This window comes from Bacillus sanguinis, from assembly GCF_018332475.1.
Classification (GTDB): domain Bacteria; phylum Bacillota; class Bacilli; order Bacillales; family Bacillaceae_G; genus Bacillus_A; species Bacillus_A sanguinis.
Window position 1 is genome coordinate 1 of the sequence record NZ_BOQB01000067.1, and the last position, 16913, is coordinate 16913.

At 35.6% G+C, this 16913-nt stretch carries 15 protein-coding genes; 4 read left to right on the top strand and 11 right to left on the bottom strand.

The features are described 5' to 3' along the window. The 3 genes from KI369_RS09270 to KI369_RS09280 all read right to left on the bottom strand — a co-directional run. Positions 1-622, bottom strand: a 622-nt coding sequence (locus tag KI369_RS09270) for a hypothetical protein (protein ID WP_212955762.1), incomplete at its 3' end; no start/stop codon positions are given. A gap of 2 nt (positions 623-624) precedes the next feature. Beyond that, positions 625-3333: an ATP-binding protein gene (locus tag KI369_RS09275; RefSeq protein ID WP_212955763.1), complete on the bottom strand. Its 2709-nt coding sequence runs from the start codon at positions 3331-3333 to the stop codon at positions 625-627. A 77-nt stretch (positions 3334-3410) separates the two neighbouring features. Further along, on the bottom strand, positions 3411-4199 hold the full coding sequence (locus KI369_RS09280) for a hypothetical protein (protein ID WP_000656650.1): 789 nt from the start codon (positions 4197-4199) through the stop codon (positions 3411-3413). Positions 4200-4693: 494 nt separating this feature from the next. Between KI369_RS09280 and helD the strand changes: the two genes are divergently transcribed. Continuing rightward, positions 4694-7027, top strand: a complete 2334-nt coding sequence (gene helD, locus KI369_RS09285; RefSeq protein WP_212955764.1) for an RNA polymerase recycling motor HelD — start codon at positions 4694-4696, stop codon at positions 7025-7027. Positions 7028-7113: 86 nt separating this feature from the next. Then, positions 7114-7677: a hypothetical protein gene (locus KI369_RS09290; protein WP_212955765.1), complete on the top strand. Its 564-nt coding sequence runs from the start codon at positions 7114-7116 to the stop codon at positions 7675-7677. A 168-nt stretch (positions 7678-7845) separates the two neighbouring features. Here KI369_RS09290 and KI369_RS09295 read toward each other — a convergent pair whose 3' ends face one another. The 3 genes from KI369_RS09295 to KI369_RS09305 form a co-directional block, all read right to left on the bottom strand. After that, a complete protein-coding gene (locus KI369_RS09295) occupies positions 7846-9294 on the bottom strand; it encodes an MDR family MFS transporter (RefSeq protein ID WP_212955766.1) in 1449 nt (482 codons plus the stop codon). 22 nt (positions 9295-9316) lie between these two features. Continuing rightward, entirely contained in the window at positions 9317-10708 is a 1392-nt protein-coding gene (locus KI369_RS09300; RefSeq protein ID WP_212955767.1) for an MFS transporter, read from the bottom strand. Between the two features lie 161 nt (positions 10709-10869). Continuing rightward, positions 10870-11235: a DoxX family protein gene (locus KI369_RS09305; RefSeq protein WP_212955768.1), complete on the bottom strand. Its 366-nt coding sequence runs from the start codon at positions 11233-11235 to the stop codon at positions 10870-10872. 279 nt (positions 11236-11514) lie between these two features. Between KI369_RS09305 and KI369_RS09310 the strand changes: the two genes are divergently transcribed. Continuing rightward, entirely contained in the window at positions 11515-12000 is a 486-nt protein-coding gene (locus tag KI369_RS09310) for a MarR family winged helix-turn-helix transcriptional regulator (protein ID WP_212955769.1), read from the top strand. A gap of 57 nt (positions 12001-12057) precedes the next feature. On the opposite strand, the gene KI369_RS09315 is transcribed toward KI369_RS09310, so the two are convergent. The 4 genes from KI369_RS09315 to KI369_RS09330 all read right to left on the bottom strand — a co-directional run bounded on the left by KI369_RS09315 (position 12058) and on the right by KI369_RS09330 (position 14914). Continuing rightward, positions 12058-13308 carry an FtsW/RodA/SpoVE family cell cycle protein gene (locus tag KI369_RS09315; protein ID WP_212955770.1) on the bottom strand — a complete coding sequence of 417 codons (1251 nt, stop codon included), beginning with the start codon at positions 13306-13308 and terminating at the stop codon, positions 12058-12060. A gap of 7 nt (positions 13309-13315) precedes the next feature. Further along, positions 13316-13723, bottom strand: a complete 408-nt coding sequence (locus KI369_RS09320; protein WP_212955771.1) for a PadR family transcriptional regulator — start codon at positions 13721-13723, stop codon at positions 13316-13318. A gap of 4 nt (positions 13724-13727) precedes the next feature. Continuing rightward, a complete protein-coding gene (locus tag KI369_RS09325) occupies positions 13728-14261 on the bottom strand; it encodes a sigma-70 family RNA polymerase sigma factor (protein ID WP_212955772.1) in 534 nt (177 codons plus the stop codon). A gap of 242 nt (positions 14262-14503) precedes the next feature. Further along, complete coding sequence (locus tag KI369_RS09330; protein ID WP_212955773.1) at positions 14504-14914, bottom strand: DUF2283 domain-containing protein; 411 nt, start codon at positions 14912-14914, stop codon at positions 14504-14506. A gap of 426 nt (positions 14915-15340) precedes the next feature. Between KI369_RS09330 and KI369_RS29640 the strand changes: the two genes are divergently transcribed. Then, a complete protein-coding gene (locus KI369_RS29640; protein ID WP_000561152.1) occupies positions 15341-15469 on the top strand; it encodes a hypothetical protein in 129 nt (42 codons plus the stop codon). Positions 15470-15496: 27 nt separating this feature from the next. Here the strand turns inward: KI369_RS29640 and KI369_RS09335 are convergent. Next, positions 15497-16857 (bottom strand): IS3-like element ISBce15 family transposase gene (locus KI369_RS09335; protein WP_085963576.1). Its coding sequence is split into 2 segments (ribosomal slippage): positions 15497-16401 and positions 16401-16857, totalling 1362 coding nucleotides; the frame shifts between segments, so codons are not numbered across the junction. Positions 16858-16913: the final 56 nt, after the last annotated feature.

The window sequence follows — 16913 nt, forward strand, 5'->3', positions numbered from 1 at the left end:
CTTGCTTCGGCGTTTCTTCCAATCGCTCTGGATTCTTTCCTCCAGCTTCTTCCGCCTGTTCAAGTTTCTTATCTTCATCTGTTCCTTCTTGCTTCGGCGTTTCTTCTACTTGCTCTGGGTTCTTTTCTCCTACTTCTTCCGCCTGTTCAAGTTTCTTGTCTTCATCTGTTTCTTCTTGCTTCGGCGTTTCTTCTACTTGCTCTGGATTCTTTCCTCTATTTGTTCCTTCTAGAGATTCTTTTGCTTCCTTTATTTCTTCCGCATTTTCTTCCATATTCTCAAGCCGCTTTTCGGTCTCAACATTTTCCTTTTCAACCTTTTTGGCTTCCATAACTTCCGGAGAATCTACTTCAGGATTTATTTCATCTTGTTCATTTTGTTGTTCTGTTATGTCCTTATTTAATTGCTTTTGATACTTATCAAAACTAATATTTCGATTATTTTCAGCAAGTTCATCTTCAATCGTTTCCTGCTTACGCCCCTCAAATCGTTCATTATATTTATCAAAATTATAAGCCTGCTCCTTCTTGCTTTCTTCCTCTATACTTTTTTCTTTCTTTTCTTCAAGTTTGTCTTCTTCCTCTACTTTATCAACATGGTCTTTTCGATCGAAATCTTTCATATTCATTCATCCTTTAATAGATTATGTTTCATATAATTTATAACCGCTTCTCGTTTATAGCTTTCTTCTAAATCTCTGTTACCTAAAAAGACATTTAAACTACATAATCTCGTATGATAATTTTGGAGTGAGCTCATTCCATTCTTTTCTAACATTTCAAACAAGCCCTCAAACCAATCTGGTTTAAATTCTGCATTTTTAGCGTCATCTAACATGTCGCTTAACCAATTTTGCTTCACAATAAATTCCTTTATTTTCCCCATCTCTTCACGACGGTTACACTTATCCATACAAAAAGCACAAGCAGGCCCAAAATCATATTTTCTATCATAGTGATGAAATTCTTTTTTCACTGTATCTTTCACATTTTGAATAACAGTTTTTCTTGGATAATCAAAATCTTCTTTTATATAAGGCATTTGTACAAGTTTTGGCCGCATATCTCCTTCTGCATAAACAGCAGCAAATCCTCTTCTTAAAGAACTAATATATTCAATTTGTTCTTGTGTCATATTCATAGATTGTCCAATTAATTCCCGATCTTCTTGCATAACTATTCTATGTACAATTTTTAAATTTGTATTTTTTAATGTATCCGGTGCTAGTTTCGTCGGAACTTGATCCGCAATTAAAAAACCTTGTCCATAACTACGAATTTCGGCTAATAAATTTGTGAAAAATTCTACTGATTTCGCACGAACATTCCCTTCCCCACCACTTGATACATTAGCTAACAATCTATGTGCTTCTTCAATTAAAATAAGATGTTCAAATCCTTTATTTCTAGTAAGCTTCGTTCTTCTATATTCATACAATTGAACTAAAATAATTCCCATCATAAATGCTTTTACATCATCGTCGCCTATATCTTCTAGTTCTAAAATGACAGGTCGGGACAATAAATCCGCAATTGGAATAGACTTATCTGTATTTAACATGGCACCTTTTCCACCAACACGTAATGAGTGAATCCTTGCCTTCAGTGCTGCTGTAATATCTGATTTCAAGCGTTGATCATACCCTAAATTATCAACAACAACATCCACTTTGTAATATAAGTCATCTAAAGTTGGAAAAACATTTGCACCGTATTTATTTTTATTACTTAAAATGTCCCAACCTCGATCTTCATATATTTGATAAATGCTAGTTTCTAAAACATGCGGCATTGGTGCATAAAGCTCAAAACTCGCCTTAAAGGTTGATAGCACATAGTCAATATGAGTCTGTAATGGAACACCTTCTATTTTTTCAAATGGGTTAATTCGATACGGAACAGAATTTTCATCCTCCGCTCCCAAGGTGAAAACTAAAACATCTTCAAAACCTTCCATATTATACATTTCCCAATATTCTCGTTTAGCTGATTCAATTACCATAAAAGGAATGCGATGCTTATTCCATAAATTACGAAGTAGTCCTTTAGACGTATTGGACTTACCTCCACCAGTAATTCCTACAATTAAACCATGTCGGCTTAAATCCATTAAATCCATATCATAGATGAGATTACTTGGCTCTAATTTTTCATACGACTTTATTTCTTCATTACCATTAATAATCTTTCCTACTGTAAAATTATTACTTGCATCATGGATTGAACGACGGTTCGCAACATCAAACTCCACATACTGATCAATATAAAAACCCGGCATTTCTTTCCGCGGGATTTGGCATAAAGTTGAAAGCTCTCTGGTCGGCAAAATTGTTTGATACAAATACTTATAACAATGAACTTCCTTCGTAATCCCTTCACCATGCAAATCCCATACTCCTATCGGATGCTTCATTGCCTTCTGGCGTGGTAATTCATTTGCTGGAAACTGAAAATTAGATGCATAGTATAAAATGTTATCTACAGGTAAAGTTCTTATTCTCTCCGGTTTAGATTGTTCACCATTATAAACAGAAGTAATTAAGTTTCGTAGTTTTGTTGCATTTGTGAATTGATCCGCCAAATAATATCCAGCAACTCTCCACATTCCCATCGTTCTTCCACTATCCATGCTCTCTTCTAATGAATTAAGGTTGTCCACGTACTTTTGAATGGTTAAGTTCGTTACTTCCCAAGATTCCTTACCTAGACTTCCACCTGATTCTGATACTTTAATAAACTTACTTACGTTATCAATTTCATTCAATACCCTTTCATGCGCTAACGTTACTTGAAAAGGACTCATCGACTTCGCAACCACAATATACGCCCAAGAACTCCCATACATCCCGGTACATAAACGTTCAATTTGTTGACTCTTACTTTCCCCAAAAGTTTTATTAGTCGGGATACCTGTAATAATTCCTCCGTTATTCCCGATGGAACGTAACTTCTGTGACATCTCATCCATTTCAACTTCTTGCAATTTGGCATAAGGATATGAAGCGTGTAATGAAGAAGATAAAATGGACTGATTGAATTGATCCGTTCCAACATAAACACCTATTTCTTTCGGACTACCAATCAGTAAAAATGTAAATGTTGACTGTAAAGATGCAAAACCACTAAGCACATCGCTCATAATGGCATCAAAGTCAAATTCCTTTTCGTCCTTTCCTTCCCAAAAATTTGCAAGACCTTTTATTTTAACGAAACTAAGTTGTCCCAATGATTCCATATTTAAATCCGGATTTAAATTCGATTTATCCAAATAAGACTTTCTCAGTAAATGATCTTTTTCTCTTATTTCTACTGTATCTATGTTATGTAAGCGCAAAGAAATCCCCCCATTAATAAACTAAAGATTGCATAAAAAAGCACTCATACTTTTGAGTGCTCATTTTCATAATCTATTTAACGAAAAACCTTTTTAATCATTATCCAAATTCCGAAAAGAACGATGATTAACGGTAATATAGCAACAAATATATTTGATATGAAAGTCAAAATGACAGATACAACTAAATTAACAAGCCCAATCCAGTCAAAAGAAATAACAAAATTAATAATAAAATATAATAAGAACATAATAATTGCCGTCATAAATCTTACACTATTTGCTGACATACCACTATTGACTGAAACTGTTGTGTTGCTATTTAAATTTTCAATATGCTTAGCTACTACTGTCCCATGACGATCTCGCTTTCCAAACACTTGAACTAAATTATGATCTCCAATCTTCCCTCTTACAATTTTTCCATATACAACTACTTCATGTCCTTCACCATCTTGATCATACACTTGGAATGTATTCATATATCCATCCTTCATAAATGGAATTCCTTTTATACATGCATCAAACCATCTTCCAAGCGTTTTACCTGGTATTACATCTTCCTGAAAATTACTTACCTGCCCTTTTATCGATCCATTCTTTTTAGCCTTGCTTACTTTTATTGTTTCTCTCGCTGCACTTGTTTGCTGCTCCGTATATGTAGATTCAAATGGGTCAGTTGTTTTATTAGGGGGTGTGGGCTTCTTTTCTTCATAAAAAGTATTATCAAATACATCCGCAAAATCATCATTTACCGTAGTATTCGCTGATTTTGTTTTCATCCTTAAAAAGTTTTTACACTTCGGACATTCCCCAACATTTTTAGGATATTCCACCCCATCTAAACATATTGGACATTCTTTCACTTCTCTCTCTCCTCCCAAGGCAAGCCTTGTATAAAATAAATATTACATTTCCATACATATTTTAGTATATAATAGGAATTTAATTTTAATAAGCCATTTTTTATATTTTCAATAATAAAACTATTTTTCTGTATATAAAGAATATAAAATGTTATTTACAAAAAAATATAAATAAGTACTCGAACATACAATAAAGTGACCCTTTAATCAGGTGAGCTTTCTCCCCCTCATCATTAGTAGCACCAATCAGGATTGTTCGTGCAGTTAATACAGAATACAACAACTAAAAACAAAAAAGACCCTAACCTCCTCAAACTATACAGGAAATTAGAGTCTTGTCTCATTAATCATTGATTAAATGAAAAAACTATGTTAAATTAGTACAGAAACACGTTTTAAAAAATACAAAGAACGTATTTATCCGTATCTTAATTGTACACCAAAACACATCTTCAGTCAACCTCTATTTTTCACTTTTAAAGGAGTGCTTACGTATGAACAAAAAACTTGATTTAGAGCAAAAACGATTGGATACCGTAATCGAAACGATTACGCAGCAAATTGATAAACTGGAAAACGAAACTGGCAGACGCCGGGCAGAAGTAATCAATATTCGTAAACACTTTTGGGATGACGTGAAAGTGAATACTGATACTTTTGATGATTATCTTGAAACAGTTATCAACTTAAGACAACAAGCTCAATCACTAGCTGTTACACAAATTACCCATAAGCACACCTTTAATCGACTTGCCGCATTAAGACGTATGCATAAAGCACCTTACTTCGGAAGAATTGATTTCAAAGAAGAAGGAGAATCTGCTGCGGAACAAATTTATATTGGCGTTGCTACACTTACTGATGCTAGCGGAGAAAACTTTCTTATATATGACTGGCGCGCACCTATTTCGAGTGTGTACTACGATTATCCACCAGGACCTGCTGAATACAGTACACCAGGCGGCGTAATCCACGGTAATGTGGAGAAAAAATTACAATATATTATTCAAAATGGCGAGATTGATTCTATGTTCGATACGAGCCTTACAATTGGTGATGAAATCTTGCAACAAGCGCTTGGAAAAGGCACGAACAAACATATGCAAAGCATCGTTGCTACAATTCAGCGCGAGCAAAATGAAATTATCCGTCACGATGAAGGCCGACTCCTTATCGTGCAAGGAGCTGCTGGTAGTGGTAAAACGTCAGCTGCCCTGCAACGAATCGCCTACTTACTATATAAATATCGCGAATGGTTAAAAGCGGATCAAATTATTCTCTTCTCCCCTAACTCTATGTTTAATAGCTACGTTTCTAACGTACTACCTGAACTCGGTGAAGAAAATATGCAGCAAGTGACATTCCAAGAATATTTAAACCATAGACTAAGTAAATCATTTGACGTGGAAGACCCTTATGAACAATTAGAGTATATGCTAACTGAAACGAATAACCCTACCTATACAACGAGAAATGCGAGCATTCGATTTAAAGCATCTACTCAATTTTTCGAGATGATTAGAACGTACAGACAATCTCTTGAATCATCAGGCATGCTATTTAGAGGAATGAAATTTAGAGGAAAGCTAATTGTCTCTGCGAAAGAAATTACAGAGCAATTTTACAATACCGACTCCTCCCTCCGCTTCCATAGTCGAATTGAGAAGTTAACGGATTGGCTAAATAAGCAAATAGATGCACTTGAAAAAACAGAACTGAAAAAGCCTTGGGTAGAAGAGGAAATTGAATTACTTAGTAAAGATGAATACCAAAAGGCTTATAAATATTTACAGAAAAAAGGCGAGTTTGACGACAACTCCTTTCAAGATTTTGAGAAAGAAACAAGAGTACTCGGACGTATGATTGTCCGTAAAAAATTGAAGCCACTTCGTAAAGGTGTTCAAACATTGCGTTTCATTAATTTCACAGGCATATATAAACAACTCTTCACAGATGCATCATGGGTTACTGAGGAAAAACCGAAAGAGTGGGATGACATTTGCTCATTAACAGTAAACATGCTTGATGAAGGAAAGCTATATTACGAGGATGCGACTCCATTTTTACTTTTAAAAGAATTAATTGAAGGCTTCCAAACAAATAGATCGATTAAACACGTACTCGTAGACGAAGCACAAGATTACTCGCCGTTTCAATTTGAGTTTTTAAAACGTCTCTTCCCTGCTGCAAGAATGACTGTACTCGGAGACTTTAACCAAGCGATATTTGCCCATGCGAGTGAAGCAGTGAATTTCAATACACTTACTAGCTTATACGGACCAGATGAAACGAACGGCATTAACTTAACCCGTAGCTATCGCTCAACAAAACCAATTATTGAATTTACACGTGCTCTCGTACCGGAAGGAGAGCACATTCACGCCTTTGAACGTGACGGTGAGAAACCTACAGTGACGAAAGTATCGAATGAGAGCGAACTGCACGAACATATTACTGCCAAAGTTGCTGAACTACAAAAAGAGCAGCACAATACGATCGCAATTATATGTAAATCTGCAGCTGAAAGTGCCGCTGCCTACGAAGCACTTCGTCATATCGAGAATATTAAACTTGTGAAAAGTAACTCTGCCGAGTATGAGCAAGGCATCGTCGTGATTCCTGCTTATTTAGCGAAGGGTATTGAATTTGACGCTGTTATTATTTACGATGCTTCTAAAGATGTGTACAGTGATGAGAGCGTTCGTAGATTGTTCTACACTGCTTGTACGCGCGCAATGCATGAATTACAACTTTATAGCGTTGGCGAAGTTAGTCCTTTTATACTTGGGGCTGATTCGGAGAGTTTTGAGTTTATTACAACACCTTGATAACAATCAAGGTGTTTCTTTTTTTGTGCAGGATTTACACCTTTAAAGTAGAATATATCATTTTAGAAAAAGTAAGGAGTGAAATAATGAATCATTATTTTATTGCTATTTATGAAGGTGAATTTCCTGCCGAAAAATTACATACCATTTTACAATCTAATCCCACTTTTACTAACCTAAACGTCCGCACCATTTCAATCTCCTCACCAAGACCTTTCACATTATTAGTTGTTGAAGAACACGATACACTCACAACTAGACTTACAGACAAATACCACTTATTAACGAAAGAGTTGCAAACACTTGAGCAGCAAGAAAAGCACTACTATGTATACGATTATAAAATTAGAAAGACCATCGAGAATCCTACCCAAAAATGCTTTCCATTCGCACAAATCAATATAAGTGTTACGAAATTCCAGCAGATGATTCAAAAAGTAAAAGACTTAAAACGACCTGTATTTGCAGGTTATAACATCATTTCTCATGATGCAGACATACTTACGATTGATATACTTCTTTCTTCACCTTTATTGGATCCTAACACTTATGAAAAAAATATGACAGAACATGCTTATTTACAACAATTAGCCGAATCAATTTCTCGTTCTGAATTGTGTACTTCTATTAAAGCGAGTTCACTTATTTAAACATAAAATGAAACTTTATCGCTAAGTTAGAGTTGTTCTATTATAAATTTAAACAGGTGTGCTATCCGAAAAATACTACTTTAATAAGAAGGAACCCAAATCAAATTACTATGTAGGAACAAAATAATAAAGAGGGTAGCCCTCGGCATACCCTCTTTACTTCGCCCCTTAATTTTCTGAGGTCTGCGAACGTTTTATAAACAAAGCTACAACGACCGCAAGTAGCGCTAAACCAAAGCCAATCGTAAATGCGTTATGCACGCCTGAAACCATCGCTTCTGTCAATTGAGCTGGGTCAGTTGGATTTGAAGATGCATCCAAATATTTCTTTTGTCCGGAAGTCATAACGCTAATAAAGAACGCAACTCCTACCGCACCCGCTACTTGTGATAGAGTATTTAAAATAGCTGTTCCGTGAGGATAAAATCGCTTCGGAAGTTGGTTCAAACCGTTCGTTTGCGCTGGCATCATGATCATTGAAATAGATACCATCATAGTGACATGTAATAGGATGAAAGTTATTTTAGACGTATCTGCCGTTACTTGTGTAAAGAACCACATCACACCTGCTAACAATATCGTCCCAGGAATAATAAGCGCTCTTGGACCAAATTTATCAAAGAGCTTTCCTGAAACTGGAGAAAGCAGACCATTCAATAGGCTACCTGGAAGCATGATAAGACCAGTGGCGTATACAGTTAAGCCTAAAGCACCTTGGAATAGAAATGGTAGTAACGTCATCGTCGAGAACATCGTCATCATCATGATCGTCAATAAAATTGTCGTGAGCGTAAACATCGGATACCTAAATGCACTAAGGTCTAGTAATGGCTCTTTCAATTTCAATTGACGTAATACGAAGAATAGAAGTGCTACAAGACCAATTAGGATTATGCCATACACCTGGAAACTATCCCAACCTTCACCTGAGCTACTAAATCCATAAACAATCCCGCCAAATCCAATTGTAGATAAAAGAATAGATAACACATCTACCTTTGGTTTAGTAGGTTCAGAGACATTTTTTAAATAAATAAACGCAAAAACAATAGAAAAAATTGCGAATGGAAGAACGATATAAAATAGCCATCTCCAATTCAACGTTTCCAAAATAATACCTGAAAGTGTCGGTCCAATAGCAGGAGCGAACATGATTACAAGCCCAATACTCCCCATTGCCGCTCCTCTCTTTTCAGGAGGATATAGAAGAAGAATCGTATTCATTAATACGGGCATCATTAATCCTGTACCCGCCGCTTGTAATAAGCGACCCATCAATAGTATAGAAAATCCTGGCGCAATCGCACTTACTAATGTACCGAAAGTAAAGACTACCATAGCACCTATGAATACTTGTCTTGTTGTAAACCATTGTACTAATAAAGCAGAAGCTGGAATGAGTACAGCAACTACAAGCATGTACCCTGTTGAAAGCCACTGAAGAGTTGACGGTGTTACATTCAACTCAATCATCAATTGCGGAAAAGCAACGTTCAATAATGTTTCATTCAAAATGGTAAAAAATGCCCCAATGATCATTGATATTAAAATGGGGAGTCTTTTCACATTGTCAAAATCCTTTGACTGCGAAGAAACAGACGCAGTTTGAGCATTCATACATAAACCTCCTCGTATTCTTTTATAAACTTTTATTAACTTTGCTAGTCATATTTAACGTAGAAGTACCCGTACCAAATTGAAAACGATACAGCACAACTACAAGTAGGATCAATAATGACATCACGCCGAAGATATTACTATACATATTTGCAGCTTCATTTGCAACAAAAGGATTTAGCTTTAGTGAAGTAGAACCTTTGTCAAGTAATTTCCCTACTACACTCATAGCCATCGCACCAGATATGAAATTAATCATCGACAGTAATCCCATTCCAACACCTGTCTCTTCCTTTGACAGTGTTTGTGAAATTGTATTAGACATCGAAATCTGCATAAAGGTCTGTCCTACATTTCCAAAAATTAAAATCAGTGCTATGACAAAAGCCGAGACCCCGATGAAAGTAGATAATAATGAGAAAGCTAGGAATATGAATACTGAGGCAATAAAAACGAGTGCAAAATTGCCCCGAGTATCAGCTACCCTTCCTCCCTTTCTTCCCATAATTGCCGAGGCAATTGCAGCTGGAACTAAAACAAAACCAATATTCGAAGGAGTCAATCCATTTACTGCCGATAGAAATTGCGGCATCATGAATGTCATACTAAAGCTCATTGCTGTCGTCATAAAAGCAATAAGTAGCCCAATCGAAAAATTCTTATTTTTAAACAGAGTCGGTTTAATAAAAGGTTCCGTAGCTTTTCTAATCCGAAGAATAAAAAAACCTAACGTAACAATCCCGCCAAGGAATAGCAATACCTGCATCTGCGTAATAGCAAGCAAGAAAAACGCGACTGATATAGCTAATAGACCTCCGCCAAGAATATCAATACGACCCGCCTTCCCTTTTGCATTGTCTAAATACTTTCTAAAGAAAGGTAGCGTCAGAAGCGGTAGTAAAGAAAGAATAAACATAAGTCTCCAGCTTCCAAAACTCGTAATTAATCCAGCGGCAACTGGACCTAAAGCATTACCAAGTGCTAAACCAACTGCTGAAGTTCCAAGCGCACGCCCCCTTTTTTCTGGCGCAAAGTACCTAACCGGAATAATCATCGCTGTCGCAGGAAGAACAGAAGCTCCCGCTGCCTGAATGACACGGCCCAAAATGATAACCCAATACTCAGTAGCAAGTAGACCAAGCAAGGAACCTAGAGCGAAAATAAGTAATCCATACGTCAACAAATCCTTTAGCCGATATTTATCCGCCAGTTTTCCCATCACGATAGAACCAACGGCGTAAACGACCATATAACTAGTCATAATCCAGCTAACCTCTGAAGGAACAAGGTTGAATTCTTTACCGATTTCAGGAAGAGCTACATTAAACATCGTACCGTTCATAACCGAAAATATTAGCGTAACGACTAAAACTCCTAGCAATTTATCCGCATTTTGTGATGAATGATCTACCATCGTGTAGACCTCCTTTTCTCTTTCCCATAATCTATACAAATTTAAATGAGTGTCAACATAATGAATATCCTCACTATTTTATTATAATGAGGATATCGTTTTTATCGTACGTGCTCAGTTTCTACCTCTATTCAATCGAATCTACTAATCTACAATTTACTTTATAGAAGTTCTGTTACTGCTGAAAAATGAACGACCGCAAGAACTAGTGCTACAATCATAAGCACGGCTGCTGGCATGATTTTTCCAATTGGATCTTTAACATGAATATGGGACAATACAGCTCCCAGCATAATACAAGCAATCCATAATGCTGATAAAACTAATACGATCTCATTCCAGAAACCGAAAATCAGTCCCGCCACTCCTACTAAAGCGATCCAACCTGTCGCAATTCTGAACCATTGAGGTAAACCTAAATGAGCGAAAGCCTCTACTTGCATTTTTGCTCCCGCAATTTTACTCACACTTGAAAAGAAAAATGCAAAAATTAATAAACATTGAAGTACTAATGCTACAATAGTCATGTACAATCCTCCGTTACATATGTTTTTTAAGGGTATTGCTATTAAATGCTGAAACGATTTGAAATTCCTTACATACACCTCGCTCTATTATCGTTTTCTATAGATCCCCGCATCAGTTATAATAGTAATTATCCCGCTATCACACATTATGAGTATACAATATAATGAGTTTACTCACTAATTGTTTATAATATAGAGAGGATACTCACTAATAATATACAATATATTTATGAAACGTGCAAAAATGAACTACAAAATAATGAGGAGGTCATCCCATTCATGAAATCAAATTATCCAGCTGCAATAGATATCATCCATATTTTAATGCAATCGTCTAACTATGTTCAAAGAGAATTTCAATCTCAATTGTCAGCCCTTGACACACCTTATCATCTAACAGGGCCAAGGCTACGCGTTCTATCCACCGTTTCTGAAAATGGTCCCATTCGAATGAACGCATTAGCTGCTAAATTAGGCGTCAAAGCACGTACAGTTACCGATTTTGTCGATGCACTCGAACAAGACAAGCTCCTAATTCGTATACCAGATCCAACTGATCGCCGAGCTACATTAATTCAACTTACTGACCGTGCACAATCCAATATGGAGCAGGCACTCGCTTTCCAAGACAAGGTCGCAGACGATATTCTGAAAAACCTCACATTAGAGCAACGTGAACAGTTTTTTGAACTTCTATTACAATTAATAAAAGATAAGCAAATTCCAGATTCATGCGGAGAAGTTGAGGACGGAAAAACTTGTTAAGTGTGTAAATAAAACCACCTACACCCTAAAAAATATAGGGACTAGGTGGTTTGTTTTTTAAGCTGATTTTCTCGCTGGAATGTCTTTACGTCGATATACACTTAGTACGATTCCCATTATAAATGCATGAAATAGAGTTGGTACTAATCCATAACTAATAAAAGGTAATGATATAGAAAAACGTGGTAATATCCCGAGGATCATGCCAACGTTACAAATACAATGGATTATAAAAAGAGTCACTCCGCCAACGAGGAGCAATTTACCATAACCGTCATTTATTTTATAAGCTATGTTCATTATTCTTACTGCAAAAAGAGAAAGAATGAAGACAATAATTAACGCAAGCACATACCCATAATAGTAAGTCAAACTCGCAAATACAAAATCAGTATGGGTAGCGGGGATAGACTTTATATTTCCATATGTACCAAACCAACCTGCTGAAGACATCGCCTCTTGTAAACGTAAATCCCATTGATCATGCGCTGGGTTTATAAATCCTAAAATTCTAGCTATCCGATATTCTTTTACAGCAGACCAGGAAAATAGATCCCTAATAATCAATGGTACAATAGGTAAAATCGTAATGAGCCATGCCGTTTTCTTTCCTAGCTTACTCCACCAAAGCATAACGAATACCATCGTAATATAGATGAAAATGTGTAAAAGAATTGCTGTAGTTGAAAATAGATATAAAGAAAATACGTACAACATAAGAAGATGCATAAACTTTAACCTACTATTATCGAAAAAAGAAGTCCAAGCTAGAAAGAAGAATGGTATCGTCATTAAACAATCAATTTTGATGGGGCCAATTTTTATTATTGCTTCCCCAATCACGTAACCAGTCGGAAAACATTTTATAGCTAACAAGATAAGTATTCCAATTGTATAAAACAGCCACCCGAGTCTTTCTAGCTTCCGGTAATCAAGCAACATCATCCCAATAGCTGTGGCAATTCCAAGAGTCACAAAAATTATTTTGTTCATTAGTAAATCGTTCGTATGCCCAAGAGCGATTATTGGCAAAAAACCTAACCCCATCGCAGCCACTAACAAAATAAGTAAAAACCAATCAACCTTTGGCTTATGCAGTTTGTTAAGTTCTTGTCCCAGTTTAATCGGACTCCCCATTTGCTCAACAGCCTTATCTTCAGCAACTTCCTCACTTAACCCTTTATCCATCCACATATTCTTCGCCTGTTTTAAGTGAAAATTTAGTTCAGTTGCAACCAAGTCCTTCGCTTCTTTTGATTTAATATGGTTCGTAACTTCTTTTAAAAAACGCTCCCCTTTTTTATTCAATTTTTTCTCACTCCTGTACTAAGCCTTTTAATATAAATCGCACCTTCGTAGCATTCTTCTCTGCCTTTCGCAGCATCTTGTTTCCTTTATCATTTAATTGATAATATTTAGCTCCTTCGTGATCCCAGCTAGATTGGATAAAGCGATTCTGCTCTAGACGATGTAATACAGTGTATAGAGACCCTTCATCACCTTCGAATTTTTGAATCCCTCTCCCACGCAGTAACTGCATTAATTCATAACCTGTTTTTTCATTTATCAGAAGTTGCAACACTGCTAAAAGGACATCTTCTTCCTTTTCGGACGATTGATTGATTTTTTCACGCACCCGCTTCTGGTGCTGATTAGAAAAACTCAAATGTTTAAAAGTTGTGTTCTCCATTGATTTTCGCAAGCCTTTTAATCGATCTTCCATTTGATTATTCCTCCAATCCTTTCTTCAAAAGTTCCTTCGCTTTTTTCAGCCTCGTTTTTATCGTGTTTTCCTTCACTTCTATTACCGTAGCAATCTCTTTAATTGATAACTCTTCATAATAAAATAGATAAATCACTTCTCGATATTTTATCGGTAAATTCATTACTGCAGAGGCAAGCCTACTATCCTCAACATTTTGAATAACTGTTTGTTCCACACTTTCTTTTTGACTCTCCATATACGTAAAGTCATCCTCTGTAACGATAACCTTTTTGTTATACCAACTTTTTAAATAGTCCTTACAATGATTAATCGCAATTCTCCATAACCATGTTTTTAAGTTCGAATTCCCTTTATATGTATGAAGAGATTTATAGCATTTTACAAATATATCTTGCGTTACATCCTCCGCAACCTCTTTATTATTCACATATGAATACACAAGCTGTAAGACTTCTTGTCCATACTTGTTCATTATTTCGTCGATAAGGTCCTCCTTATCTTCTATTTCAAACGCTTCTATCGTTAATTCATCCACAGCATTTCCTCCTTCCCATATATTAGACGACGCAACCCATGGAAAAGTTTTATAAATTCATAAAAAAATTCGGCTGACAATAACGTTTTTATAAAACACTTCCTCATCAAATTACATATAATAAACCGAATAGTCATTACGATACATTCACCTAAAGAGCGTCTTTCTCCCAGGGCGCTTTTTAATTTTGAAATTCCCCCTCAAATAAAAAAGAACCCATTTAATCAAGGTCCTCCTTCTCCCTAACACTCACTTAAAGAGTCTAATATGTCATAGCCATACAAAGATGGCTTAATAATATCGAAACCAGTAAATTCTTCATACTTCTTATCCGCAAAATAAAATACAACATGATGAAATGCTACTTTTTGCGAATGATTGTCCTGAGAAACCCGAAATGAGTATATGTAGCTATTATCATTTGAAGTTTTCTTTTTATATATTTTATTCCTATTTGTTAATCCTTTTAATTTACAAGCATTTTCTCCAAAAAACTCTATCCCCACTATACGATCAAATTGGTCTATATCTAAATTTAGTTTTGGATTCTCTTCCAATTCTTCAGTCGATTCAATCTCAATTTCTGAAGTAAATGGAATTACATACAAATATGCCATCTGGATTTCAGGGTCGTAAGTAATTAATTTTTTCATGATACACCTCATATTAGTATCTTGTTTTTCTTATGAAACTTCTCTCAACAAACTAAATATTAGGTTTTTCGGTTATAAAATACAAGTGTAGTATTTGAAATTCTATATTTTTGTTCTTATTGATCTACTGCTTTTTCTAGTTCTACTGTGTATTTCATTTGAACGTTGTTATCAGTATCCTTATTTTTTTAGTTATGTTTGTTTGTTTATTTAACAAGAAGTAAAGTTGAATGAAAACCTTAACTTATAGGCATCTCACAAGCAAATTGTATATGACAAACCAACCATTTAAAACTAGGGCTTTTTATCTATATATCTTGTTCCCTATTTTAAAACATAATACAATGAATACGTAACTTAATAAGCTATAACTAGTAGGTGTGGCAATCATCTCTTCCATTTTAAAAAAAGGGGGGAGGTGATAATATGATCGCGATGTTTGTCATTAAATTAGTGTATGGTATCCTGACCGGAGCTGGCGTTGTCATCGGTAGAAGATACGTCGGTCCATGGCTAATTTCTGTATACAAAAAAGCGAGAACCACCCTGCTTTGAACTGGACCCGAAAAGTTAGACATATATTTAAGCAGCTAATAAGGATTGAATTCTGTATTTTACAGGAGGCAATCCTTTTAATTTTGCCTTAATCCTTTTATTATTGTAATAATAAATATAATTCTCTAGTTCTTCCCTAAAGTGTTCCATACTTTCAAAATCTTTAAGATAAAGTAATTCAGATTTTAATAAGCCAAAGAAATTTTCAATGACTGCATTATCTAAGCAATTTCCCTTACGGGACATACTTTGAGTTATATTATTTTCTCTTAAAATATATTGATATCTATCCATTTGATAGTGCCAACCTTGATCTGAATGAAGGATAGGAGTATCTTCTTTATCCAAGCATTTTAAAGCCTTATCTAACATCCTTTCGACTAGAAGGAATGTAGGGCGTTTCTCAATATTATAGGAAATAATCTCACCATTAAACAAGTCTAGAATAGGAGATAGGTAGAGTTTTTCACCAAACAAATGAACTTCAGTAACATCTGTAACCCACTTTTCATTAGGCTTAGAGGCCTTGAAATCACGCTTCAAGACATTTGGCGCTACCTTCCCAACCTTCCCGCGATAAGAGCGGTATTTAGTGATTCTTACCAACGATTTTAACCCTAATTGATTCATTAAGCGAAGGACGGTTTTGTGGTTAATGGTATAGCCCTGATTACGTAATTCAAGTGTGATACGCCTATAGCCATATCGCCCTTGGTGTTCCTGAAAAATCTGCTTAATACTTTCTTTAACCTCGTTATATTTATCTTCACGACTCATTTGTTTCACCCAGTAATAATATGTACTACGAGCCATTTCAGCCGCTTTAATCAAGTCGATAATTTTATATTCATGCCTTAACTCATATATTATGTGTGCTTTGTCTTTTTCAGAGATTGTTGTTTTTGTTGAATTAAGGCGTGTAACTTTTTTAAATAAGCATTTTCCATGCGTAAGTATTCAATTTCTTTTTGTAAATCATTTTGAGAGTTAATATTTTGTTTTTTCTTAGGTGCAATAGCCTGTTTCTTCTTCACAGTGGAGTACCCCTTACTTGTTTTACGAAGAGCATCTATCCCCTGTGATTCTAGCATTGATCGCCACTTCCTAACGGTACGAGGAGATGGAACGTTGAACATAGCGGCCGCTTGTAGGGGCGAAGCTCCTGTATTGTTCATAAAATTCAATACTTCCATTTTAAACTGAATGTCATACCTTGTACATTTAGAGTTTAAGGACTCTATTCCTTGTTCTCTAGTACGTGCCACCCACTCTTTTAATAACGATATACTGACTTGATATTTTTTGGCAGTCACTTTAAAAGAATCATTTGTATTTAAATAATGTTCAACGGCATTTCTTTTTAATTCGAATTTATATTTTCTAGACATAATAAAACCGCACCTCCAATTGTTAGTTATTTGTCTAACAAATTGGGTGCGGTTCA

Bases quoted from the DNA above. Each gene is read 5' to 3' on its own strand.
- helD (WP_212955764.1), top strand. From the start codon at position 4,694: ATGAACAAAAAACTTGATTTAGAGCAAAAACGATTGGATACCGTAATC.
- KI369_RS09290 (WP_212955765.1), top strand. From the start codon at position 7,114: ATGAATCATTATTTTATTGCTATTTATGAAGGTGAATTTCCTGCCGAA.
- KI369_RS09295 (WP_212955766.1), bottom strand. From the start codon at position 9,294: ATGAATGCTCAAACTGCGTCTGTTTCTTCGCAGTCAAAGGATTTTGAC.
- KI369_RS09300 (WP_212955767.1), bottom strand. From the start codon at position 10,708: ATGGTAGATCATTCATCACAAAATGCGGATAAATTGCTAGGAGTTTTA.
- KI369_RS09305 (WP_212955768.1), bottom strand. From the start codon at position 11,235: ATGACTATTGTAGCATTAGTACTTCAATGTTTATTAATTTTTGCATTT.
- KI369_RS09310 (WP_212955769.1), top strand. From the start codon at position 11,515: ATGAAATCAAATTATCCAGCTGCAATAGATATCATCCATATTTTAATG.
- KI369_RS09320 (WP_212955771.1), bottom strand. From the start codon at position 13,723: ATGGAAGATCGATTAAAAGGCTTGCGAAAATCAATGGAGAACACAACT.
- KI369_RS09330 (WP_212955773.1), bottom strand. From the start codon at position 14,914: ATGAAAAAATTAATTACTTACGACCCTGAAATCCAGATGGCATATTTG.
- KI369_RS29640 (WP_000561152.1), top strand. From the start codon at position 15,341: ATGATCGCGATGTTTGTCATTAAATTAGTGTATGGTATCCTGACCGGA.